Source organism: Paenibacillus sp. YPG26 (assembly GCF_023704175.1).
GTDB lineage: Bacteria > Bacillota > Bacilli > Paenibacillales > Paenibacillaceae > Fontibacillus.
The window spans coordinates 2,143,465-2,166,118 of the sequence record NZ_CP084530.1 but is presented as its reverse complement, the minus strand read 5'-3'; the positions used below and the strand labels follow the sequence as shown (position 1 = coordinate 2,166,118).

Below are 22,654 nucleotides of genomic sequence, written 5' to 3'. Positions count from 1 at the left end.
TAACAATATCAAAGGGGAAATGCGACATGAAGAGTTACGTTATAGGTCAAGCCAGCGAAATTGAGGAGAAGAGGGCGCGGGTAGTCCGGATCCTGGACACAGAGATTGCCATATTCAAATTGACAGGCGGAGAACTGCGCGCAATTGAGAACTTATGCCCGCACAAGAATGGGAAGCTGTCTGAGGGCTTAGTGTGTGATCATCATGTCTACTGTCCTTTGCATGATTGGAAGATCAATTTGAACGATGGGATGGTTCAAGCTCCAGACGAAGGCTGTGTCAAGTCTTACCATGTGGAAGTAGAAGAGAGCACAGACAATATCATTCTGCATGTGGAGACCATGGAGCCCACAAGGGCCTCCTAGAGGATCAAGAGGGGGAGTTACTGTGAGTTATATACAGCCGAAGGAAGTCTTGAATCAGATGATTCAAGCTGGCACCATCAAATCGAATCTTTCCGTCAAGGATCTTCTTATTCGGGGATTTCTCGCTGGGGCTATCTTGTCTTGCGCGACTACACTTGCTTTCTCTGCAGTGACCCAGACGGGACTAGGACTGATAGGAGCCTTGGTCTTTCCGGTAGGATTTGTCATCATCATTCTGCTTGGACTTGAGCTGGTAACAGGTACTTTTGCGCTTGCGCCACTCGCAGTAATAGCCAGACGGGCAACAATAGGAGGTATGCTGGAGAATTTCTTCTGGGTGATCGTTGGGCATCTGGTTGGTTCCATCGTCTACGCGGCATTGTATTATGTGGCCGTAACGAACTTTGGCCATATTCATGACCAGCCAGTAATCAAGTACATCATCAAGCTGGCAGAGACCAAGACAAATGGATATTCTGCACTAGGCAGTGATGGAATGATTGCCGTATTTGTGAAGGCGGTACTCTGTAACTGGATGGTTACACTGGGTGCAGTCATGGCTTTCACCTCAAGCTCGGTAACAGGTAAGATCCTGGCTATGTGGCTGCCGATTCTAATCTTCTTCGCCCAAGGCTTCGAACATGCCGTTGTGAATATGTTCGTCATTCCTGCCGGGATTATGTACGGGGCGCAGGTTAGTCTGGGTGACTGGTGGGTGTGGAATCAAATTCCGGTTTTATTAGGTAACTTTGCAGGTGGGGTATTGTTTACAGGAATATTGCTTTTCATTACACATGGCCTCTCGGGAACCGCGACAGTCAAGCATGAGAATTCCAAGACAGTCTGAATTACAGCAAGTGACAGAAACCCCGCCTTGTAGAATGGGAGTACCAACCCATTTCAAACCAAGCGGGGTTTCTTATTGTTAGCACGCTTATAGGCATCGCGCACCGGCTGATATTGATCTATTCAGGCTAGATATTGGTTCCTATTATTCATGAAAAGTGACAGCTGTCACAATGCTGCCCACATGTGTGTGTTAGTTTCGAATAACAGACATTTGGATTGGGGGAATCAGCATGAATATGATGAAGCAGGAGAGGGATTACTCCGACTCGCCGTTCATTGTTATATGGGAAGTTACTCGCGCATGCGCGCTTAAATGTCTTCACTGCAGGGCGGAGGCTCAGTATACGGCAGACCCCCGGCAGTTAACCTTCGAAGAGGGGAAGAGACTGATTGATCAGATCGCAGAACTCGACAATCCCTTGTTCGTGTTCACCGGGGGAGATCCCTTGATGCGGCGAGACCTCTACGAGCTTATTAAATACGCCGTTAGAGAGAAGCATTTGTCAGTCTCGATGACACCAAGTGCTACACCAAGGGTTACCAAGCCGGCGATTGAGCAAGCCAAGGAGGCTGGACTGTCAAGATGGGCGTTCAGTCTTGATGGTTCTTGCGCAGAGATTCACGATTACTTTCGGGGGACCAAAGGTTCATTTGATCAGACCATGAAAGGGATTGAGTGGCTGAAGGAGCTTGAGCTTCCGATTCAGATTAATACAACGGTCTCAAATTATAATCTTCATGATCTTGAAGCGATCTCGCAGAAAGTGCACGAGATGGGCACCGTGCTATGGAGTGTATTCTTCTTAGTGCCTACCGGACGGGGGATGGTTAAGGATATTATTTCTGCCGAGCAGCATGAGGAGGTCATGAAATGGCTGGCAGAGCTGTCCGGCAGAGTTCCTTATGGCATCAAGGCTACGGAGGCGCCTCATTACCGGCGGGTCTATATGCAGGAAATGAAGCGTCGGCGACTAGAGCCAATCTCATGGACAGCGGAGGCTGCTGGGAATAGAGGCAGGAAGAATACTGAGACTGCTGAAGGATTGAATACTGCGTCACCAAGTCAAGTCATGAAGCGTGAAGATCTACTCGGCCGGGCACCAAAAGGAGTGAATGACGGCGATGGATTTGTGTTCATCAGCCATATTGGCGACGTATACCCCAGCGGGTTCCTGCCCGTTGTATGCGGGAATGTCCGTGAGAGATCGCTTGGCGAGATCTATCGCAGCTCCGTTGTTATGAGAGAGCTCCGTGACAAGAGCCTTCTGAAGGGCAAGTGCGGTGTCTGCGAGTTCAAGGAGCTCTGCGGGGGATCTAGGGCGAGAGCGTATGCGATGACCGGCGATTATCTGGAGAGCGATCCTTATTGCTCCTACATTCCTAGTTCCCTCCCAAAGAGATTAACAAGATAACAGACCACTAGCATGGGCAGTTAATTTTATACAGCCACCTGTGTTCGTTTAGTAGAGTTAAGGTGTAAGTGAAGTAGAATTAAGGTATTAGCGAAGTAGAGTGATCTCAGGTGCGGTGTCAGGGTTATAGGACGAAATCTCAGACACGTTCAATTAAATTGCAAGAGACTAAGAGACTAATAGATGAAGAGACGAAGATACTAAACGACGAAGACGAAGAGACTGACATAAATGCCAGTCTCTTATCTATGAGCGGGACACTAAGATTATTTGCCGTCCGGGATAACTCTAATTAGGCCCGCGGCTCCCTTAGAAGCCTGGTTGAACTGATGGCTGAGCATCGTATAATCCCCGGCTTCAGTCAGCTGAAATTCCACCACCGCGCCGCCGCTTGCTGGCAGCAGCACGGTCTGCATGCCGTGCAGAACATTAAGGGGGTTGCCGTCGAGATAGACGGTATCCATCAGCGTTCCGACCACATGGAAGGAAGATACTTCGTTCGGGCCGGCGTTGAGCACATATAACCTTACCCGGTCCCCCGTCCTCGCTGTCAGAGGGTGATCGGTCAGGGTGAAGTTGTCCCCGTTAAAGACAACATAGCGCGGCCTGCCGTTCAAGAAATCCTGGTAGTCATTCTCTTTGTACCATTCGCTCTGCACGATCATATATTCCCGGTCTACTTGTTGATCGGTAGGGTATCCATCCTTCGGTTCAACAATAATCATGCCATACATGCCATTGGCCAAATGCATAAGTACCGGCTTGGTCCCGCAATGATACATGAACACACCCGGCGAATTCGCCGGATAGCTGAAGGTCATCCTGTCACCTGGCATGACATCGGTGAATTTGTGGTTCGGAGCCGCATGCACGGCATGAAAGTCCATGGAATGAGGCGTCTCGGGATCGATATTGTTCAATGTAAAATGAAGCTGATCCCCCTCTTTCACCCGAATTAGGGGTCCAGGTACGGTGCCTCCGAACGTCCAGGCTTCATAAGGCACACCTTTGGAGATTTCAATCTGCGTGATCTGGGCGGTCATTTCAATAAATACTTCTCTGCCCTTGCGTCTGATTACCGGCGGCACCGGAGGTTGATTCAGCCGCTGCACTTCAGGCTTGCCAGAGGGCAGCCTGGATTCAGCTGGCTGACCTACGCTCCAATCGCAGCCTCCAATAATTAACAGGATGACAAGCATAAGTAAGGCAGCTTGTACAGACCTAATCTTTATTGTGATCTCGAACAGCCTCCTTTTGGGAAGAGCGGGGAATTCAGCTGGCAGGCTGCTTGCTATTGGCAGAAGCAGAAGTCACCGGATCCCCGATTGTTCTCTTTACTGTTTGGTTATTTTTACACGGAACCATTCGGGACCTTGTTCAATGTACTCCCAGCTGAATTGATCCACGCGGGTTGCCGCGAATTGATAGTACAGGGGCAGGGGATCATGGTCGTTGACGAGCAGCATGGCCTGTTCTGGCTCCAGCTCATCAAAGGTCTCAAAGATCACCTTGTGCTTAAGCTGTGGGGGATATTCTGTAGCGTTCACGGTGGATGTATATTCGTTCATGTGTATCTTCCTCCTCGGATGTGTTGAATAGCTGGGACCGAATGAGGGTCCTCTTATTAAGATTATAGGCCATCGCCTTGAGGACCTTGTGATTACTGTCACAAATGCTGAATTTTAGTTATGGTACGTTAACACAAAAAAGCGGGGCAGGGGATACTAAATGTGTAATAACGTTCCAAGAATAGCTGTCATTGGTGGAGGAATCAGCGGACTGAGTGCCGCGTATTACTTGAAGACTTATTTTGAGAAGGCAGGGAGACCGCTTGAGCTCACAATTATGGAGAAGAGTAATGAATTAGGAGGCAAAATCCGTACAATACGCCAAGATGGCTATATTATCGAGAGAGGGCCTGATTCATTTATCGGACGGAAGGCTGCTGCCTTGCGCCTGGCACAGTCTCTCGGTCTGGAGAGCGAGTTAACAGGCACGAACCCGGCGGCGAGAACGAATTACATATTACACCGGGGGAAGCTGCGGCAGATGCCGGCCGGACTGGCTCTCGGAATACCGACGAAAGTAGGGCCTTTTATCACAACAGACTTAATCTCAATTCAAGGGAAGGCAAGGGCGGCGATGGATCTGATTCTTCCAAGAAGGAGAGGGAAGGGGGATGAAGCCCTCGGCGACTTCATTGAGCGGAGAATTGGCAAGGAGGTACTTGAACGTCTGGTTGAACCGCTGCTTGCAGGTATTTATGCCGGAGATACCAGTATGCTGAGCCTGCAGTCTACCTTTCCCCAGTTCCATGAGATTGAGAGCAGGTATCGCAGTCTGATTCTTGGAATGATGGCCGGTAGAACGGCAGCGTCCTCAGCAGCATCCTCTGGAACTCCAGAACCAGCAAGGGAGCTGCCTGAAATTGCCAAGCGGAGTATGTTCCTCACTTTTAAGAAGGGTCTGTCGACGCTCATCGAGAAGCTGGAAAGCGAGCTTTCCTCGGCTGCTATATTGAAAGGCTGCGCGATTGAGTCCATACGCCGGGAGGGTGATCTATATCAGATCAGGCTGGATACGGGGGAAAGTTATCCGGTAGATGCCGTCATCCTGGCGGTTCCCGCTTTTGCCTGCGGCAAGCTGCTGGATGGCTTTGGAGAATCGGAAGCCTTCGGCTCTGTGCCCTATGTATCTGTTGCCAATGTCGCATTAGGCTACAAGGCGAGTGAGATTCGCACCAAGCTCACTGGCTCGGGATTCGTGATCCCAAGATCGGAGGGCAGGCTGATGACGGCGTGCACCTGGACATCCTTCAAGTGGCTGCATACCGCACCAGAGGACAAGATCCTGCTTAGAGCCTATATAGGCCGGGCCGGTGCCGAAGCAGATGTGAATATGGGAGACCTGGAGCTGACAAGGAAGGTAAGAGAAGAATTAACTGACATTATGGGAATTACTGCAGAACCCGAGCTGTGCGTGGTATCCCATATGCCCGAATCCATGCCCCAGTACAGGGTTGGCCATAAAGATAGAATTTCGAGTCTGCGAACAGTGATGTCTGTGCGCTATCCTGGAGTGCTAATATGCGGTTCAGGATACGACGGTGTGGGTATCCCCGATTGCATTTCTCAAGGTGAGCAGGCCGCGAAGGTTCTATCAGACAGACTCCTTGCCCAATAACTGGATGTCTATATTCCCTTGAGACAGTTAGGATTAACAAAGAGTTGTTTGTAGCCGGATTGTGTAATGTATTATATTACAGTGGATGGGTAAGTTAACCATATCAATCGAATAGGAGATGACTTTATGAGCACTTTATACGAGAAATTAGGCGGTGAAGGCACAATAGCTAAAGTTGTGGATTATTTCTATGATCTGGTGTTGGCCGATAGTGAAGTGAATCATTTCTTCGAGAATACGGATATGACCAAACAGCGTGCCCACCAGACCAAATTTATTAGCTATGCCTTGGGCGGGCCCAACCAGTATACAGGAGGAGCCATGGCTAAGGTTCACACCGGGATGAATCTTCAGCCAGAGCATTTCAATGCCATTGTCAAGCATCTGGGTGAGGCGCTAGCTCATTTCGGGGTAGGCGAAGAAGATATTGCCGCTGCCTTGGATAAGGTAGAGTCTCTTCGCGGAGATATTATATATAAATAGACTTAAGAGAGAAAAGCGACTAAGGAGGCCGCCGTAACTATATATCCCTTTACGAGTAACGATGCTGGTTGAGACCTTTGCCCAGAAGGTCTGGTCGTTAGGTTGTAGAGGGATTTTTGCTGCGAAAATCTACTGTCAACCTATTATAATAGAACTTGAGCGGTTAGTTCGATACGATATCAAGGGTTAGCATGGCTGCCAACGGGGGTGAGGATATTCTTAAACGCACTTACAGCTTGTACGAGCCCAAGCTGCTGGAAGGTGCTTATATTCCGCAGATTGCAGCTTATTATTATAAGCAATGGGATGGTTTCGAGATGAAGTTTCATAGACATAACCGTGTGGAGGTGATGTATGTCATCTCCGGCACGTGCAGGGTGGATACAGAATCGCAGTCTATCCGAATGAAGAAAGGTGATTTTATCCTGATAGACGCGGACGTCACCCACAAGCTGCATGTGGACAAGGGAAGTCCTTGCAGAATGCTGAATGTGGAATTTCATTTCGCTGAAGAGGACTCGGCTGCTCCAAGCATGAAGGGAATGGCTGAAGGGAACCAGGCTGTTGCCCGGCTTCTGGCGCTAAAGGTGCCCTATGTCCTGTTAAGAGAGAATGGGGATATCTATCCCACGCTTAAGAACCTAATCCATGAGATGGATGCCAAGACATCGGATAATCAGCTGATGATAAGCCTGCTGCTCTCCCAGCTGATCATTCGTATAGCCACGCTTGCGGTGGAGGTCACTGCCAATGAAGCTTATGAGAGCAATGAATATGTGAGTACATTGATCCGGTACATTCACCAGAATTATGACCGGGATATCCAAGTCAAGGACATGGCCGGTTCAGTTAACCTTCATCCTGGTTATGTACACCGTATTTTCAAAGCTTGTACCGGCCGAACGATTACTGAGTTTCTGACTTCATACCGGATAGAGAAAGCACAGATGCTGCTTACCCATACGGACATTCCGGTAGTAGAGATCCCAGACTATGTGGGGATTAACAGTTCCCAGTATTTCAGTACGCTGTTCAAGAAGATCACAGGGCGGACCCCGCAGGAATTCAGGAGCCCGAGGTGAGGATTTTGAACATTTAAGATCTATGCGGATAGGATTTTGATAACGCTTTCTCTTGTGAAGCTGATACAATCCGACTTATAAGGATAGGCCCTGAACATTTGGATGCACCAGACTGTTCAAGAGTCACAAGGGAGGCTAAATCATGTCGTTCAAGATTGCTTTTATTGGAGCGGGCAGTATCGGATTCACGAGAGGGCTGCTGCGGGATCTGCTGTCAGTCCCAGAGTTTAAGGATATTGAAGTGGCGTTTACCGATATCAATCAGCATAATCTGGATATGGTTACCGAACTATGTCAGAGGGATATCGACGAGAATGGCCTTAACATACAGATTCAGGCATCGCTTAACCGCCGGGAGGCCCTGAAGAATGCCAAGTATATATTTACCGTTGTGCGGATCGGGGGACTTGAAGCCTTCCAGATGGATGTGGATATTCCGCTGAAATATGGAATCGACCAATGTGTAGGGGATACGCTGTGTGCTGGCGGGATTATGTATGGACAGCGGGGTATCGCAGAAATGATGAATATCTGCAAAGACATCCGAGAGGTAGCGCATCCAGACTGTCTGCTGCTGAATTATGCGAATCCCATGGCTATGCTGACCTGGGCATGTAACAAATACGGCGGCGTGCGCACAATCGGATTATGCCACGGCGTCCAGGGTGGACATTGGCAGATCGCCGAAGCACTCGGTCTGAAGCAGGAGGAAGTAGACATCATCTGTGCCGGCATTAATCATCAGACCTGGTATGTGCAGGTCAAACATAACGGCGCTGATATGACGGGGAAGCTGCTGGAAGCCTTTGAGAATCATCCCGAATTCAAAGTGACTGAGAAAGTCCGCATCGATATGCTTAGACGCTTCGGCTACTACAGCACAGAGTCGAATGGACATCTGAGCGAGTATGTACCTTGGTACCGCAAGCGTCCAGAGGAGATTGAAGAGTGGATCGATTTGGGCACGTGGATCAACGGGGAGACAGGTGGATATTTAAGGGTGTGTACGGAAGGCCGCAATTGGTTCGAGACTGATTTTCCGAACTGGATGAAGGAGCCTGCGATGAAGTACAGCGCGGAGCACTGCGGTCAGGAGCATGGATCTTATATCATTGAAGGCCTGGAGACTGGCCGGGTCTACAGGGGGCACTTCAATGTCGTTAATCATGGAATTATCCCGAACCTTCCAGATGACGCTATTATAGAAGCTCCAGGTTATGTGGATCGGAACGGCATCTCCATGCCGCATGTTGGCGATCTGCCGATGGGCTGCGCAGCCGTCTGCAATGCAAGCATCTCCGTGCAGCGGCTCGCTGTTGAGGCTGCGATAGCAGGTGACGATCTGCTGCTTCGCCAGGCGATGATGATGGATCCACTTGTCGGTGCTGTATGTAATCCCAAAGAAATCTGGCAGCTTGTCGATGAGATGCTCGTGGCTCAAGAGCCGTGGCTTCCTCAATATTCGGAAGCTATAGCTCAGGCGAAGGATCGGCAGTCGAAAGGCAATCTGCTTCCCACGAAGGAATATAAAGGAGCCGCAAGATTAAAGGTCAAGACGGTCGATGAGATGATGGAGAACCGGGAAGAAGCGAGCCGGAATGCGGGGGAATCCGATAAAGCAAAGGAACGGCCTGCAGAGGTGAAGTGAGTGAAATTGAGTTCTTGTCTCTAAATAGAAGAGCCACCTGAGGTGGCTCCAGTCTGTAGACAAAGTTCCGAAAGGAGCAGGTCTACAGACTTTTTTTGTAGAATAAGTCAAGGAAAAGGTTGATTCGAGGTGTAAATGATGATTAGTAAAAATAATTATGAAGGTCGCTTTCAGATTTCTGTGAATGCGCTAGACGACCTTGTGCCTAAGGATCATTTGGTTCGCAAGTTAGAAAATGCGATCGATTTTAGTTTTATATACGAGCTGGTTCAAGATAAATACAGTGCGGTTACAGGGCGTCCGAGTGTCGATCCCGTAGTTCTGATTAAAATCGTGCTTATCCAGTATCTATTTGGCATTCGCTCCATGCGCCAAACCATTCGGGAAATTGAAACGAACGTAGCTTACCGCTGGTTCATCGGCTATGACTTCACCCAGCCCATTCCCCACTTCACCACTTTTGGTAAAAACTATGTTCGCAGGTTTAAGGACACGGATATTTTTGAATCCATTTTTGCACGTATTCTGGAAGAAGCTTTAGGGCATGGCTTTGTAGAGCCTGACGTGCTTTTCATGGATGCAACGCATGTGAAGGCAAACGCCAACAAAAATAAATATGAAAAAACGATGGTACAGGAGCAAAGCAAAAAGTACCAAGAGCAGCTTGATAAAGAGATTAATGAAGACCGGATCCAGCATGGGAAGAAGCCTTTCGGAAAAAAGCCTAAGTCCGCTCTGAAAGAAACAAAAACAAGCATCTCCGACCCTGAGAGCGGACTATTTGTAAAGGGCGAAAAAGAACGTGTATTTGCCTACAGTTTTCATACGGCCTGCGACCGCAACGGCTTTGTTCTGGGTGCGAAAGTAACTCCAGGAAATGTACATGACAGCCAGGTGTTTGAGGATGTGCTTGAGCTCGTAAAGAAGTCTCTGGGCAAGCCCACAGCTGTAGCAGTTGACGCTGGATACAAGACTCCCTACATTAGTAAATTGCTGATCGATGACGGGATACGGCCTGTTATGCCATACACAAGACCTCGTACAAAGGATGGCTTTTTCAAGAAATATGATTACGTATACGATGAGCACTACGATGCCTATATCTGTCCGAACCATGAGTTTCTAACCTATGAATTGACGAACCGGGAAGGGTACAAGATGTATCGTTCCGATCCCACAATATGCAAAGACTGCCCCTTCTTGAGTCAGTGTACCGAAAGCAAGGACTTCACTAAGCGAATTAGCCGCCATATTTGGGCTGACTATCTGGAAGAAGCAGACCACCTTCGGCATACCGATGAAAACAAACAAATTTACTCACAGCGCAAGGAAACGATTGAGCGCGTATTTGCAGATCTAAAGGAAAAGCATGGCATGCGCTGGACGACTTTACGAGGACTTCGTAAAGTTTCCATGCAGGCGATGCTCGTTTTTGCTTGCATGAACCTCAAAAAGTTAGCCACCTGGCTCTGGAAGTCCGGTGGCTCAAAGCGATATTTCGCTTTATTTATGATCTCTTACAGAAAAAACAAAGACAAACTCCTGTGTTCCTAACGGGAACAAGGAGTTTGTCTGCAATCTGGAGCCACCTGAGGTGGCTCCTTTTCTTGTGTATTAATGGAAATTTACTTATTTTACTAGTTGTAAATTATGTAATATAATGGAAAATGAGAAAGGGGTACTGATACAACGTGTTGGTTCGAATCATGAACCGGGTAATATAATTGGTATGGTTAACTGAAATATAATTGGTCGTTCCAATTTCCAATTATTGCAGTTATAATTTTCCACAAGTACTAGAAAAAAACCAAACCAACATGATTTATAGGATATTAAGTCTTAATACGCTACCTTCTGTATTGACGCTTTAGCGTGATGTAACGTTGATGTATTGTAACGTTAACGCATTGTAACATTAGTGTTTTTATGTAGTAAAGAACTTATCACCCAGATTGTATCTGATAGACCCCAGAACTTCTCAGAATTCCAAAAAGCTAGGGAGGCCATCATGGTGCAAGAGCTCTTAATTGATATTGATAAAGCAAAGAATATTCCCTTAAACCGACAGATTTATGAACGTATTAGAAAAGCGATCCTGACTGGCACACTGCATACAGGGGATCTGATTCCACCATCCAGGCAATTGGCTGGACAGCTTGAGATTTCACGTTCGGTCGTTATTCAAGCCTATGAACAGCTTCAGGCAGAAGGTTATCTGATCATGAAAAAAGGATCAGGCACTTTCGTCGCAGACAATGCCGTACTCCACTTAAGCCAATCCAAGAATGAACTGAATCGAATGAAAATAGATTCAAATCTTAACTTGATCGATTGCTCCTCTCATGAAACCGCAAAAAAAGACCAATTTTCCGTTAAGTATGATTTCAAACACGGTGTCCCCGCTTGGGATGTCGTTCCTATGGATCAGTGGCAGAAATCTCTGGTTCGAACCTGTCGCCAAGCAACTCCTGATTTGCTAGGTTACGGTCCAGTTGAAGGCTCCTATGCACTTCGCAAGGAGATTGCCCGGCTTCTTCGTTCCAGCCGGTCCATTCCCGTAGAGCCTGAACAGATTGTCATTACAACTGGAGCAACGCAAGCGCTTGATATTCTGGCCAGATTATTCATCAAGCCTGGAGATCAGGTCATTGCTGAAGATCCGGCTCACAGTTTCCTGCATGATATCTTTCATCTGTCAGGCGCCAAGGTTGTCCCGGTACCTGTGGATCAGCAGGGTCTGCGTGTAGATCAGATAGACAAGCTGGTTATGCCGCAGGAACAAGGCACTGGTCCAGCCAAGCTGGCCTATGTCACACCGTCCCACCAATTTCCTACAGGAGTAACTCTCTCACTCGAACGCAGACTTGAGCTGCTTGATTGGGCAGAGAGGGAAGGGGCTTACATTATTGAAGATGATTATGACAGTGAATACCGTTACGTCGGGAAGAAGGTATCGGCGCTTGCCGGGCTTGATGTGTCTGGCCGGATTGTGTATGTAGGCAGCTTCAGTAAAATCCTGTTTCCAGCGTTACGCATAGGTTATGCTGTTCTGCCGCATGCTCTTGTTCAACCTTTCCTCAGTATCAAACAGATAACGGATCGTATGACCCCATCTGTCGAGCAGGAGGCACTTGCCGATTTCATACGGAATGGGCAGTATGCGAAGCATGTGAATCAGATGGGCAAATTGTATGCCGCTAAGAGATCGGCTCTTGTTCTTGCACTTGAACGGGAATTCGGTAAGAGAATCCGCTATTACGGTGATCAGGCCGGGCTGCATCTCCTGATCGAGATTAATTCAAATGTATGTGAAGAAGCGGTAGCTGCCCGGGCACTGCATTATGGAGTACGTGTGTATCCCGCCGGATGTTATTTTACTGGATTTAAACCGGACAACCCTACCTTTGTACTCGGTTATTCCAATTTATGTGAGGAGCAAATCGATGTGGGAATCCGACGTTTTGCTCAGGCAGAGATCGATTGCACCAGCCGGGAAGTGATCACAGCCTGATACAGCTTGACTGATCAGCTTGGTTGATGCATATGGCTTACCCATTCCATAGGAGGTGTATGTAGTTGTTGAAAGGAGCCTTGAAGAAGATGCTCAGCCAACAGTCCCTCTCCAGGGAGGAGGCAGAACTCTGCATGAATCATATTCTGTCCGGAACAGCGGAACCTTCGCAGGTTGCGGCTTTCCTCAGTATTGCCGAGGGTAAAGGGACTGAAAAGGAGGAGCTGCTTGGGTATTTGAGGGCGATGTGGTCTCAAATGATTCCAGTTGAACGCGCTGGAGATGTAGTGGATATCTGCGGTACAGGGGGAGACATGCTTGGGTCTTTTAACATATCGACCGCAGCCGCCTTAACCGTAAGTGCAGCTGGAGCGAAGGTGGCAAAGTGCGGTAACCGTTCCTCCAGCAGTTCTTGTGGAAGTGCGGATCTTCTTGAAGGAGCCGGCATTTGTATTGAGTTATCCAGCAAAGAGGCGGACAGCTGGCTGCAGGAGCATGGCTTTGTATTCCTATTCACGCCCAAGTTCCATCCTTTGATCAGCTCCTGGTCTAGTCTGAGACGAAGTCTCGGGTTCCGGACAATCTTTAATCTTATGGGACCTCTAGGCAATCCGATCCAGCCAACCAGGCGTCTAATGGGTGTATCCAGTGCAGCGCTTGCGCCTCTGTATGCCGAGATACTCTCCTCGATTGGAACTGAACATGCCCTAGTCGCACTAGGAATGGACGGGATGGATGAGATCAGTCTTTCTGCACCAACGGTGCTCTATGAAATTAAGGGACAGACGGTCAGCAGGACTTTGTGGGAGCCGCAGTCGATTGGACTCCAGTATGTTGATATCAATGATTTGAAGGGAGGAACGGTACGCGATAATGTGAATATTTTACACATGTTGTTCGAGGGGAGCCGCCAAGTCTCTGCGATACGTCAGGTGACCTGTGTAAATGCGGGGGCCGCTCTTATGATCTCAGGCCTTGCAGAGAATCTCCGGGAGGGCTACTGGATAGCTGAAGAGACCATCTCTTCCGGAAAAGCTGGTGCAAAGCTGCAGGAACTTGTGAACAGCAGTACCCATAACCATGAGGAGGCTCAAAATTATGTTCATGCTGAATGAAATCATTGCTAACAAACGGCTCGAGATTGATGCCAAGAAGCGTATAAGTCCACTCGAGGATCTCCAGGCTAAGCTTCGCGAAGCCAGACCTGTTAGAGACTTCTACCATGCTTTAAGTCTGCCTGGAATCTCTTTGATTGCCGAAATCAAGAAGAAATCACCGTCCAAGGGTGAATTCCCGAACCAAATTCCTGCTGCCGAGCTAGCTCATTTATACTGCCGGTATGGTGCAAGAGCCATCTCTGTACTGGCGGATGAGAAGTTTTTTGGCGGAGGGGCGCATGTGGTGGAGCGGGTCGCTAACGACCCTGGCGTTGATCTGCCGGTGATGTATAAAGAATTCATTATTGATCCGTATCAGATCTATGAGGCGCGTTCGATTGGGGCCGATGCAGTTCTGCTCATTGTTCGCAGTATTGGAGACAAAGAAGTTCTATCAGAGATGATTGGCACGGTTCATAACCTTGGCATGCAGGCACTGGTGGAGTGCTTCACCGTAGAGGATGCTGCTGATGCTGTTGAAGCCGGGGCGCGTATTATTGGCGTGAATAATCGGGATCTGCAGACATTTGAAGTCGACCTGAAGCGTTCTGAAGAGATCAGATCCGTTATACCTGAAGGAGCTTTGACGGTAAGTGAGAGCGGGCTTAAGACTCCGGCTGATGCGCTTGAGGCTGAGCAGCGCGGGTTCGACGCCATTTTGGTGGGAGAGGCACTGCTTAAATCAGAAGATATCACTTCGAGTATCCGGGGCTTTGCCGGTCTGAAAGTCACTGAACACCAATCTAATCGATAAGAGAGGCAGCTGATCAATATGGAAGGATTTTTCGGACAATATGGCGGAGCGTACGTGGCGGAGACGTTAATACGTAATCTGGAGGAGCTGTACGGGGAGTACGAGAGAATCAAGGACGAGGAAGACTTCAGGGAAGAAATCTCACAGCTTCTAAAAAACTTTGTCGGCAGGCCTACGCCGATCTCGGCGCTTCACCGCATTACCGCTGAGCTTGGAGGAGCCAAGCTCTATCTCAAGCGTGAGGACTTGACGCATACCGGGGCCCATAAGATTAACAACGCACTGGCTCAGGCTGTTCTTGCCAAACGAATGGGCAAAACACGTATCGTGGCCGAGACCGGGGCTGGTCAGCATGGAGTGGCCGTTGCTACAGCCTGCAGTCTGCTTGGGCTAAAGTGCGTCGTCTATATGGGAGCCGTTGACGCTGAACGTCAGGCACCGAATGTTCAGCGGATGCAGCTGCTTGGAGCTGAGCTTCATCTGGTCCATAGCGGACAGAAGACGCTGAAGGATGCCATCAGCGAAGCTATACGTGACTGGATTACCCATGTTGAAGATACACATTACCTTCTCGGTTCAGCCGTAGGACCCCACCCATTCCCGAATATGGTCCGGGATTTCCAGTCGGTGATTGGGGAAGAAGCCAGGGAACAAATTCTGGAGGCGGAAGGCAGATTACCGGATTATGTGATTGCCTGTGTTGGCGGTGGAAGCAACTCGATCGGGATGTTCAGCGCATTTCTGAATGATGCCGAAGTGAAGCTTGTTGGCGTACAGGCCGCAGGAGAAGGTCTTGATTCGGGCAAGCATGCTTCACCCTTGCTAAAGGGAACCCATGGAATTATTCAGGGCAGTCTGACCTATATGCTTCAAGATGAGGACGGACAAATTCTCGAAACACATAGTATTGCACCGGGACTGGATTATCCGGGAGCTGGTCCTCAGCACAGTTACCTTAAGGATACTGGAAGAGTGGAGTATACCTCTGTGAATGACCGGGAAGCCTTGTTGGCCTTTGAGGAATTGTGCCGGAAGGAAGGCATTCTCCCTGCGTTGGAATCGTCCCATGCTGTGGCCTATGCGCTTAAGCTGGTGAGCCAATTACCCAAAGATGCTCTCGTGCTGGTTAATCTGTCCGGCAGGGGGGACAAGGACCTGAGTCAGGCGATTGCCGCTCTGGAACAACTTAAGAACTCGGAGGTGCTGGTATGAGCCGTATTGACCAGATGTTCGCCCGACTGCGGGAGCAAGAGGAATGTGCATTGATTCCTTATATACCTGTGGGATATCCGACTGCGGAAGGATCTGAATCTCTGATCCGCACCATTGCTGAATCCGGTGCAGACCTGATTGAACTTGGAGTGCCTTATGCTGATCCATTGGCGGATGGTCCGACCATCCAGGAGGCAAGCTTAACCGCAGTCTCGAATGGAATCAATCTTAAGTCATGTATCTCGATGGTTAGTACACTTCGGGATAAAGGGTTAGAGACCCCGATTGTGTTAATGGGATACTGCAATTCTTTTCTCGCTTATGGACTGGACAAGCTGGCAGATGACGCGAAGGAAGCTGGTATAGACGGGTTCATCATCCCGGATCTGCCATCTACAATGGCGAAGCCATTTGTGCAAATTTTTGAAGCCAGAGGGCTCAAGAACATCTTCTTCCTTGCCCCGACAACGAGTGAAGCGAGAGAGGCAGCGGTTGTAGAGCAGGGACAAGGCTTCCTGTACTGTATCTCGGTTACAGGAGTAACCGGGGAGAGAAAGTCACTGCCAGCAGAGCTGCGGGATTTCATACACCAAGCCAGACAGGTCACTGAGCTGCCGCTTGCGGTTGGCTTCGGGATCTCCAATGAGGAGCATGTTCGAGAGGTCAGTGAGTATGCGGATGGAGCGATTGTTGGAAGTGCCTTAATTAATGTGATCAAGCAATCGGCATCCAATGAGATCGAGACCAATGTAGGGGAATTCATCCGCCAACTGAAGCAGGCCACAAGAAAAGCAGCAGCCACGCTCTAATGAAGAAGGAGAATCCAATGGTTCGAGTTAAAATATGCGGTTTAACAAGCAAAGAATCGGCCTGGGCAGCAATTGAGGCTGGCGCTGATGCGGTAGGTTTTGTTTTTGCTGAGGGAAGACGCAAGATCCATCCGGAACTTGTGAAGGAGATTATCCGCACACTTCCCCCTTATATCACAACTACGGGTGTTTTTGTAAATGAAGAACTGAATCGGGTTAATCAAATAGCGGAATTGTGCGGGTTGGATCTTATTCAGCTGCATGGTGACGAATCCCCCGATTATTGCAGCCTTGTTGCCCGGCCGGTTGTTAAGACGATTCATATGGGTGCCGAAGGTGCTGATCATGAAGACAGTCTGAATCAGTATGAGGGAGTAGTACGAGGATTATTGCTGGACACCTATGTGAAAGGAGAGACGGGTGGAACCGGGAAGACATTCCCCTGGGAAGATGTACAGAAGCTGCGTATTCGTACCCCCGTCATTCTCGCCGGAGGTCTCCATTCGGGTAACGTAGCCCAGGCTATTAGGCTGACACAGCCATTCTCTGTAGATGTAAGCAGTGGGGTGGAGACGAATGGAATGAAGGATCCGGTCAAAATGACAGATTTCGTTCAGGCCGTCCGGGACTGTCAATTGGCCATAGGGGACCCGCACTAATACGTATAAAAGGAGGTTCGTGCATGCTTCAATCTTTGATTGTCGGATTTGGAAGAGCGGGAAAAGGTCTCCATTACCACTGTCTCCGTAAAGCTTGCCAGACGGGAAATCATACGAGCCTTTTCAACCCTCAAGTAGGAGTTGTGGATCCCAATTTCGATCACCTAGGCATGAGCCATTCCAAGCTGACGGGATTCTCAAGCCTCTCAGAGGTGAAGGGATTTGAGCCGGAGAATACTGTCGTGCATATCTGCACGCCACCGGAACTTCATACCGCTTCACTGCTTGAGGTGGTGAAGCAGGGATACCGCAAGATCATAATGGAAAAGCCCTTGACGACATCCGTAAATGAACTGAACGTCATTCGCGGCATTCAGGATCAATACGGGTGTGAAGTGTTGGTGGTCGCGAACTGGTTGTCGAGCTCCTTAACAAGGAACATCCATGCTTTGATCAAATCAAACATTTTTGGCCCGCTGCGATATCTGACAGCGGAGCAGAACAAATCACGCCTTTCCCGTACGTTGGCTAATCCCAGCCATCATAATGCCTTTGATGTTGAAATCCCGCATCTGGTTGCTCTGGCATTGCTGCTGGGAGGCACGAATGCGAGCATAGAGGAATCCGAAGTCAAGGATATGCTCTTCGGGGATCATGTCATTCCGAATATGGGGATGGCCAAGCTGACGCTGCACCAGGATCAAGGTGTAGTCTCGCGCCTAAGCTCCAACTTGGCAACGCCGGTGCGCAAGCGGAGAATTCAACTTAATTTTGATAGCCATGTGATCTTTGGTCACTATCCTTCGGCTCAGGATGACAGTCACGCCTGGCTGGAGATCTGTGACGGGGATGGCCGTCTGCTGGATGAACAAATTCTGCATGATGATCCTTTGCCTACGGTATTTATCGAGTATTATCAGTACTTTGCAGGTATTGGAGAGAAGCCGGTAAGTGATCTGGATTTCAATGCCAAGGTGGTCACGCTAATCTGCCAGGCTAAGAAATTGTGCGGTCTTCTAGCAGAGGAGACAGAGCCTGTGAATGCAAGACAGACTTACAATATGGTCAATATGGGGTGAGGGAATGAGTGTAGCTTTTTTCTCGGGGGCTGAATCTTTCAAGCAGCAGTGGCCCCTGATTTCAGATAAATTGGATCAAATCCTGGATGAAGGGAAGTTCACTAATGGCCCAGCAGTTCATGAACTGGAGCGGACACTTGAGGTTTTTACCGGAGCTAAGCACTGTATTGCCGTCGGAAATGCAACCGATGCCTTAATCATCATGCTGCGTGCAGCGGGAATCGGTGCAGGAGATGAAGTGATCGTGCCCTGTTACTCCTTCTTCGCTTCGGCTTCCAGTATCGCCCATGTAGGAGCTACCCCGGTCTTCTGTGATATTAATCCCACAACTTACATGATTGATGCCGAGCAGATTGAGCAGGCAATTACACCTCGTACCAAAGCCATTATGCCCGTTCATTTATTCACGCATATGGCGGATATGAGACGGATCAATCAGATTGCACGGAAGAACAATCTGCTTGTACTTGAGGATAGCGCAGAAGCGATCAGTATGTTCCACGAAGGGCAGCATGCAGGTCTGGTCGGAGATGCTGGCGTAATCTCTTTCTTCCCTACTAAGACCTTGGGTGCGATCGGCGATGCCGGCTTGATTCTGACAAATGATGATTCGATAGCCCATGAAGCCAGAAGGCTAAGAATACACGGACAAGACGAAGGGGTTCCTTATATTCATCATTCCGTCGGCTATAACAGCCGAATGGATGATATTCAGGCAGCGGTACTGCTCGTCAGGCTTCAATTTTTACAACGGGAGATCGCGCGGCGTGAATATTTGGCGGCCTGCTATAACTCATTGCTAGCCAACATTCCACAGGTAAGTACCCCAATTATTGATAGACGCTCTGGTGAAGCTGCGAACGCCGTGTATTATGTATATCTTATTGAGACCGAAGATCGGGATGGACTGGTTGCCCATCTGAATTCCCAGGGAATTGGAACCGAGGTATATTACCCTCATCCGCTGCATCTTCAACCTTGCTTCTCTCATCTTAACTATCGTAACGGGGACATGCCTGCGGCTGAACGGGCTGCGCAAAAAGCGGTTGGGCTGCCGCTTTATCCAGACTTGACCGAGGAGCAGGTCAATGAAGTATGCGGACAAATACGTCTTTTCTATGAGAAGGAGGTGGAATGATGAAGATTCCTTTCTTCAATTATCCTGACCGGTATGCGGAAGACCGGGAGAAGATCAAGGAGATTGTCTATAACGTAGGAACCTCGGATAACTTCATTCTTAAAGAGCGGGTGACCAGATTCGAGGAGGCGATCGGACAATATACAGGTGCCAAGCATGTTATTGCCGTTGCGAATGGAACAACCGCCCTAACGATTCTGCTAAAAGCCATGGGCGTTGGTCCAGGCGTGGAGGTCCTTACTCCCGCTTTCTCCTTCATCTCAACGGCTAGTTCCATAGCGCTGCTCGGAGGTACGCCTGTATTTGTAGATGTAGATCCGCTAACGGGAATGATGGACCCGCTTGATCTGAAGAGACGAATTACCCCGGCAAGCAAGGTTGTCATTCCGACGCACCTCTTCTCCGTAATGGCGGATATGAGTGCCATAACTGAAGTTGCCAGAGAGCATAATCTGATTGTTCTTGAGGACAGCGCAGTAGCCTTGGGAGCACGTCAGAACGGCACTATGGCAGGTCTGCTGGGTGATGCGGGTCTATACTCTTTCTTCCCGGCCAAGCCGCTGGGTGGAATTGGTGATGGCGCGGTGATCGTAACGGATAATGATGAATACGGAAGAATCAGCCGGATGCTGCGCAACCATGGACAAGACGGAATCACCCGCTTCTATCATCATATGCTCGGTTATAACAACCGGATGGATGAGACTGTCGCAGATTATCTGACTCATAAGCTTGCGCGATACGACAAGCTATTGAACCGACGTCGTGATATCGCCTCGGCATACAATGGTGCCCTTGGTGACCTGGCCCCTATGGTAGAAGTGGTTACTCATGATCATGAAGAGAGAGTCTACTATACTTATGTGCTGCAAGCTGAGAAAAGAGACGAACTGCGAGACTTCCTTCAGTCACGTGGAATCGAGACACAGATCTACTACCCTTCGGCGCTGCCTCTTCAGCCAGCTTTTGCCTATCTGGGACATAAGCCTGGGGACTTCCCGAATGCGGAAGCCATTACTGGCAGATCTCTGGCTCTCCCGCTCTATGCTGAAATGCCGGATGATCATGTGCAGGAAGTTATTAAGGCTGTAACTGAATTCTACGCTGAGGTTAAGATTCATGTCTGATCTGCGTGGGATCAAGCTGTCGGGACTAAGTGATGAAGCCGGGCCAGAGCTTGCAGATCAGATTGAAGCCCATCATAAGCTTGGATGGAGTGAGATCGAAATCCGGAGCGTGAAAGGGCTGGCCTTAGGAGACTGGGATTCCGCTCTGTTCAATCAGGTGCGAAGCGGAATCTCGGACGCTTCTCTGAAAGTCACTTCTGTAGCATCTCGAATCGCGAACTGGGAGAGACCTATTACCAGCGACTTCGAGCAGGACCTGGAAGAACTGAGAAGGATATCAGAACGCATGCAGCTTCTTGGGGCTAAATACGTGCGGATCATGTCGTACCCTAATGATGGATTACCTGAGACGGAGTGGCGGGAGCGTGTATTCGACCGTATACACAAGTTGACGGAATTAGCCAGCGAAGCGAACATCATTCTGCTTCACGAGAACTGCTCGGGCTGGGCCGGGACAGACCCGGAGCGTGCGCTGCAGCTGATAGAGGGAGTGAACAGTCCGCACCTGCGCCTGCTGTTCGACACTGGCAATGGTATTGCCTATCGATATCATGCCTTTGATTACTTAACCCGGGTCTGGCCTTATGTAGAGCATGTTCATATCAAAGACGGGATTCTACAGGAAGGCAAGGAAGTCTATACCCTTCCCGGGGAAGGGGATTCCAAAGTAAAAGAGTGCCTGATCTGGCTTCTGGAGCACAACTACGATGGAATTCTGTCTATTGAACCTCATTTGCATCTGATTCCACACCTGCGGCAAAGTCAGAATTCGAGAGGCTATCAAGACTCCTATATTGCTTACGGTCAAAGGCTGGAGAAGCTTCTGGAAGAAATTAGGGTGAGCGGAGAGAAGGTGAAGACACAGGCATGAGTTCTCTTTTTACGGACAAGTATTCCGATCTGCTGTTAAGACTCCTTAAGCTCAATACGATCTCACCAATGGAGACAGGACTCCCTTCTTGTCTTGGTCAGGCTCAGTCTGAGTATGCCATATTCGCTTATGAACAGCTAGGTTCGGAGATGCTGTACCATCAGTCGCCTGATCCCAAAATATTGGAGAACGAATATGTTCCCCTCAGCGTACGGGAACGTGCTGCTGAGATGGGCTCTGACTTCTGGAATTCGCAGCCTAATCTTGTGCTAAGGTGGGGAGCTAAAAGACCGGCCGCAGATACCTTGATGTTCAATTTCCATATGGATACCGTTGATGGAAATGTACCGGTATCCTTTGGAAAAGGCCGGTTCACAGGCCGGGGAGCGGTAGACATGAAGGGACCCGGAGTTGCCCTGCTTGCAGGCATTGAGGCTGCGCTGAAGGATAATCCGGGATGGACGGATGAGTGTACGCTGCTGCTCCAATGTGTATCTGGGGAAGAGGGCGGGGCCATGGGTGTATATGGCACCAAGCTTCTCGCAGATCGGGGCTATCTGGGCAGTCTTAATGTATTCGCCGAGCCCTCGGGAGGTGTCTTCTTCGACAGTTCCACGACTTCAATGACCGCACGAATTGAGGTGCAGGGTCAGGATTCCACCGATGATGCTCCAGAATCCGGGCATAATGCAACCCTGCTGCTTGGTTATCTTTCCTCACATTTGCTTGCCAGACTATCTGCTCCTGTTGAGTCTGTTGGGGGGAAGATGTGTCTAGCGGGTATCCATACCGGACTCATGCATAACAAAGTTTATGGTTCAGGCCGTCTGCTTATGAACTTTGCATATCATTCAACTGAAGGCGGACGGCAAATACGTCAACTCGTAGAAGAAGCTCTGGAAGCTTTGCTGAGTGAATTTGCCCAGCAATATCGTGAGTTCTCACAGGCACGTTACACTGCCGCAGCTGCGGATCACATATGTAAACTGACTTGGGTGAAGCAAGGGCTTCCTGTTCTAAATAACCGGCACCCCCAGTGGGAAGAGGAGCTTGGCAGGCTTGGCTGGATCCGCAATCCAGAAGAATACCCGGGGCAGGCTTTCACCTGTGATGCCATGTGGGCCCAGTGCCCGGAAGCTTACACCATTGTGTACGGACCCGGAGGCCTAGGCAGTCACAATGCTCATGCGGATGGAGAATATATAACGCTTGAAGAGCTGGAGCGCTATGCGGCCGATATCCGTGATTTGATGGGAGTATTCTATGCAGCGAAAAGGAATATGAAATATGAATCGATTGGAAGTGGTCAGTAGAC

The 22,654-nt window shown here is 49.2% G+C and carries 21 protein-coding genes; 19 read left to right on the top strand and 2 right to left on the bottom strand.

The window, feature by feature from the left end; translation table 11 throughout:
- Positions 1–26: 26 nt before the first annotated feature.
- From nirD to LDO05_RS10175, 3 genes are all read left to right on the top strand, one after another.
- Positions 27–365, top strand: coding sequence for a nitrite reductase small subunit NirD (nirD, locus tag LDO05_RS10185; protein ID WP_251375295.1), 339 nt, complete (start codon positions 27–29; stop codon positions 363–365).
- Positions 366–387: 22 nt separating this feature from the next.
- On the top strand, positions 388–1,212 hold the full coding sequence (locus LDO05_RS10180) for a formate/nitrite transporter family protein (RefSeq protein WP_251375294.1): 825 nt from the start codon (positions 388–390) through the stop codon (positions 1,210–1,212).
- Positions 1,213–1,444: 232 nt separating this feature from the next.
- A complete protein-coding gene (locus tag LDO05_RS10175) occupies positions 1,445–2,626 on the top strand; it encodes a TIGR04053 family radical SAM/SPASM domain-containing protein (protein ID WP_251375293.1) in 1,182 nt (393 codons plus the stop codon).
- A 266-nt stretch (positions 2,627–2,892) separates the two neighbouring features.
- Here the strand turns inward: LDO05_RS10175 and LDO05_RS10170 are convergent, their stop codons facing one another.
- A complete protein-coding gene (locus tag LDO05_RS10170) occupies positions 2,893–3,825 on the bottom strand; it encodes a multicopper oxidase domain-containing protein (RefSeq protein ID WP_251375292.1) in 933 nt (310 codons plus the stop codon).
- 135 nt (positions 3,826–3,960) lie between these two features.
- A complete protein-coding gene (locus LDO05_RS10165; protein WP_251375291.1) occupies positions 3,961–4,194 on the bottom strand; it encodes a DUF2249 domain-containing protein in 234 nt (77 codons plus the stop codon).
- Between the two features lie 160 nt (positions 4,195–4,354).
- Here LDO05_RS10165 and hemG point away from each other — a divergent pair, with 160 nt between their 5' ends.
- The 16 genes from hemG (at position 4,355) to LDO05_RS10085 (ending at position 22,652) form a co-directional block, all read left to right on the top strand.
- Complete coding sequence (gene hemG, locus LDO05_RS10160) at positions 4,355–5,809, top strand: protoporphyrinogen oxidase (RefSeq protein WP_251375290.1); 1,455 nt, start codon at positions 4,355–4,357, stop codon at positions 5,807–5,809.
- Between the two features lie 126 nt (positions 5,810–5,935).
- Entirely contained in the window at positions 5,936–6,292 is a 357-nt protein-coding gene (locus LDO05_RS10155; RefSeq protein ID WP_251375289.1) for a group I truncated hemoglobin, read from the top strand.
- A gap of 191 nt (positions 6,293–6,483) precedes the next feature.
- Entirely contained in the window at positions 6,484–7,374 is an 891-nt protein-coding gene (locus LDO05_RS10150; RefSeq protein WP_251375288.1) for an AraC family transcriptional regulator, read from the top strand.
- Positions 7,375–7,516: 142 nt separating this feature from the next.
- Positions 7,517–9,022, top strand: coding sequence for an alpha-glucosidase/alpha-galactosidase (melA, locus tag LDO05_RS10145; protein WP_251375287.1), 1,506 nt, complete (start codon positions 7,517–7,519; stop codon positions 9,020–9,022).
- A 138-nt stretch (positions 9,023–9,160) separates the two neighbouring features.
- Positions 9,161–10,576: an IS1182 family transposase gene (locus tag LDO05_RS10140; RefSeq protein ID WP_251378628.1), complete on the top strand. Its 1,416-nt coding sequence runs from the start codon at positions 9,161–9,163 to the stop codon at positions 10,574–10,576.
- Positions 10,577–11,030: 454 nt separating this feature from the next.
- Positions 11,031–12,533 (top strand): MocR-like pyridoxine biosynthesis transcription factor PdxR, encoded by a 1,503-nt coding sequence (pdxR, locus tag LDO05_RS10135; RefSeq protein WP_251375286.1) that lies wholly within the window; start codon positions 11,031–11,033, stop codon positions 12,531–12,533.
- Between the two features lie 65 nt (positions 12,534–12,598).
- Positions 12,599–13,648, top strand: coding sequence for an anthranilate phosphoribosyltransferase (gene trpD, locus LDO05_RS10130; protein ID WP_251375285.1), 1,050 nt, complete (start codon positions 12,599–12,601; stop codon positions 13,646–13,648).
- Positions 13,632–14,444: an indole-3-glycerol phosphate synthase TrpC gene (gene trpC, locus LDO05_RS10125; RefSeq protein ID WP_251375284.1), complete on the top strand. Its 813-nt coding sequence runs from the start codon at positions 13,632–13,634 to the stop codon at positions 14,442–14,444. The genes trpD and trpC overlap by 17 nt, the downstream gene beginning before the upstream one ends.
- A gap of 18 nt (positions 14,445–14,462) precedes the next feature.
- Entirely contained in the window at positions 14,463–15,656 is a 1,194-nt protein-coding gene (gene trpB / locus LDO05_RS10120; protein WP_251375283.1) for a tryptophan synthase subunit beta, read from the top strand.
- Positions 15,653–16,465: a tryptophan synthase subunit alpha gene (gene trpA, locus LDO05_RS10115; RefSeq protein WP_251375282.1), complete on the top strand. Its 813-nt coding sequence runs from the start codon at positions 15,653–15,655 to the stop codon at positions 16,463–16,465. The genes trpB and trpA overlap by 4 nt, the downstream gene beginning before the upstream one ends.
- 17 nt (positions 16,466–16,482) lie before the next feature.
- Positions 16,483–17,124, top strand: coding sequence for a phosphoribosylanthranilate isomerase (locus LDO05_RS10110; RefSeq protein ID WP_251375281.1), 642 nt, complete (start codon positions 16,483–16,485; stop codon positions 17,122–17,124).
- A 23-nt stretch (positions 17,125–17,147) separates the two neighbouring features.
- Positions 17,148–18,203: a Gfo/Idh/MocA family oxidoreductase gene (locus tag LDO05_RS10105; RefSeq protein ID WP_251375280.1), complete on the top strand. Its 1,056-nt coding sequence runs from the start codon at positions 17,148–17,150 to the stop codon at positions 18,201–18,203.
- Positions 18,204–18,207: 4 nt separating this feature from the next.
- On the top strand, positions 18,208–19,341 hold the full coding sequence (locus LDO05_RS10100; protein ID WP_251375279.1) for a DegT/DnrJ/EryC1/StrS family aminotransferase: 1,134 nt from the start codon (positions 18,208–18,210) through the stop codon (positions 19,339–19,341).
- Positions 19,338–20,468: a DegT/DnrJ/EryC1/StrS family aminotransferase gene (locus LDO05_RS10095; protein ID WP_251375278.1), complete on the top strand. Its 1,131-nt coding sequence runs from the start codon at positions 19,338–19,340 to the stop codon at positions 20,466–20,468. The genes LDO05_RS10100 and LDO05_RS10095 overlap by 4 nt, the downstream gene beginning before the upstream one ends.
- Complete coding sequence (locus tag LDO05_RS10090; protein ID WP_251375277.1) at positions 20,461–21,339, top strand: sugar phosphate isomerase/epimerase family protein; 879 nt, start codon at positions 20,461–20,463, stop codon at positions 21,337–21,339. The genes LDO05_RS10095 and LDO05_RS10090 overlap by 8 nt, the downstream gene beginning before the upstream one ends.
- Positions 21,336–22,652 carry a M20/M25/M40 family metallo-hydrolase gene (locus LDO05_RS10085; RefSeq protein WP_251375276.1) on the top strand — a complete coding sequence of 439 codons (1,317 nt, stop codon included), beginning with the start codon at positions 21,336–21,338 and terminating at the stop codon, positions 22,650–22,652. The genes LDO05_RS10090 and LDO05_RS10085 overlap by 4 nt, the downstream gene beginning before the upstream one ends.
- Positions 22,653–22,654: the final 2 nt, after the last annotated feature.

Excerpts from the sequence above, each read along its gene's own strand:
- nirD (WP_251375295.1), top strand. The coding sequence starts at position 27 with ATGAAGAGTTACGTTATAGGTCAAGCCAGCGAAATTGAGGAGAAGAGG.
- LDO05_RS10175 (WP_251375293.1), top strand. The coding sequence starts at position 1,445 with ATGAATATGATGAAGCAGGAGAGGGATTACTCCGACTCGCCGTTCATT.
- LDO05_RS10170 (WP_251375292.1), bottom strand. The coding sequence starts at position 3,825 with ATGCTTGTCATCCTGTTAATTATTGGAGGCTGCGATTGGAGCGTAGGT.
- LDO05_RS10165 (WP_251375291.1), bottom strand. The coding sequence starts at position 4,194 with ATGAACGAATATACATCCACCGTGAACGCTACAGAATATCCCCCACAG.
- hemG (WP_251375290.1), top strand. The coding sequence starts at position 4,355 with ATGTGTAATAACGTTCCAAGAATAGCTGTCATTGGTGGAGGAATCAGC.
- LDO05_RS10155 (WP_251375289.1), top strand. The coding sequence starts at position 5,936 with ATGAGCACTTTATACGAGAAATTAGGCGGTGAAGGCACAATAGCTAAA.
- LDO05_RS10150 (WP_251375288.1), top strand. The coding sequence starts at position 6,484 with ATGGCTGCCAACGGGGGTGAGGATATTCTTAAACGCACTTACAGCTTG.
- melA (WP_251375287.1), top strand. The coding sequence starts at position 7,517 with ATGTCGTTCAAGATTGCTTTTATTGGAGCGGGCAGTATCGGATTCACG.
- LDO05_RS10140 (WP_251378628.1), top strand. The coding sequence starts at position 9,161 with ATGATTAGTAAAAATAATTATGAAGGTCGCTTTCAGATTTCTGTGAAT.
- pdxR (WP_251375286.1), top strand. The coding sequence starts at position 11,031 with ATGGTGCAAGAGCTCTTAATTGATATTGATAAAGCAAAGAATATTCCC.
- trpC (WP_251375284.1), top strand. The coding sequence starts at position 13,632 with ATGTTCATGCTGAATGAAATCATTGCTAACAAACGGCTCGAGATTGAT.
- trpB (WP_251375283.1), top strand. The coding sequence starts at position 14,463 with ATGGAAGGATTTTTCGGACAATATGGCGGAGCGTACGTGGCGGAGACG.
- trpA (WP_251375282.1), top strand. The coding sequence starts at position 15,653 with ATGAGCCGTATTGACCAGATGTTCGCCCGACTGCGGGAGCAAGAGGAA.
- LDO05_RS10110 (WP_251375281.1), top strand. The coding sequence starts at position 16,483 with ATGGTTCGAGTTAAAATATGCGGTTTAACAAGCAAAGAATCGGCCTGG.
- LDO05_RS10105 (WP_251375280.1), top strand. The coding sequence starts at position 17,148 with ATGCTTCAATCTTTGATTGTCGGATTTGGAAGAGCGGGAAAAGGTCTC.
- LDO05_RS10100 (WP_251375279.1), top strand. The coding sequence starts at position 18,208 with ATGAGTGTAGCTTTTTTCTCGGGGGCTGAATCTTTCAAGCAGCAGTGG.
- LDO05_RS10095 (WP_251375278.1), top strand. The coding sequence starts at position 19,338 with ATGATGAAGATTCCTTTCTTCAATTATCCTGACCGGTATGCGGAAGAC.
- LDO05_RS10090 (WP_251375277.1), top strand. The coding sequence starts at position 20,461 with ATGTCTGATCTGCGTGGGATCAAGCTGTCGGGACTAAGTGATGAAGCC.
- LDO05_RS10085 (WP_251375276.1), top strand. The coding sequence starts at position 21,336 with ATGAGTTCTCTTTTTACGGACAAGTATTCCGATCTGCTGTTAAGACTC.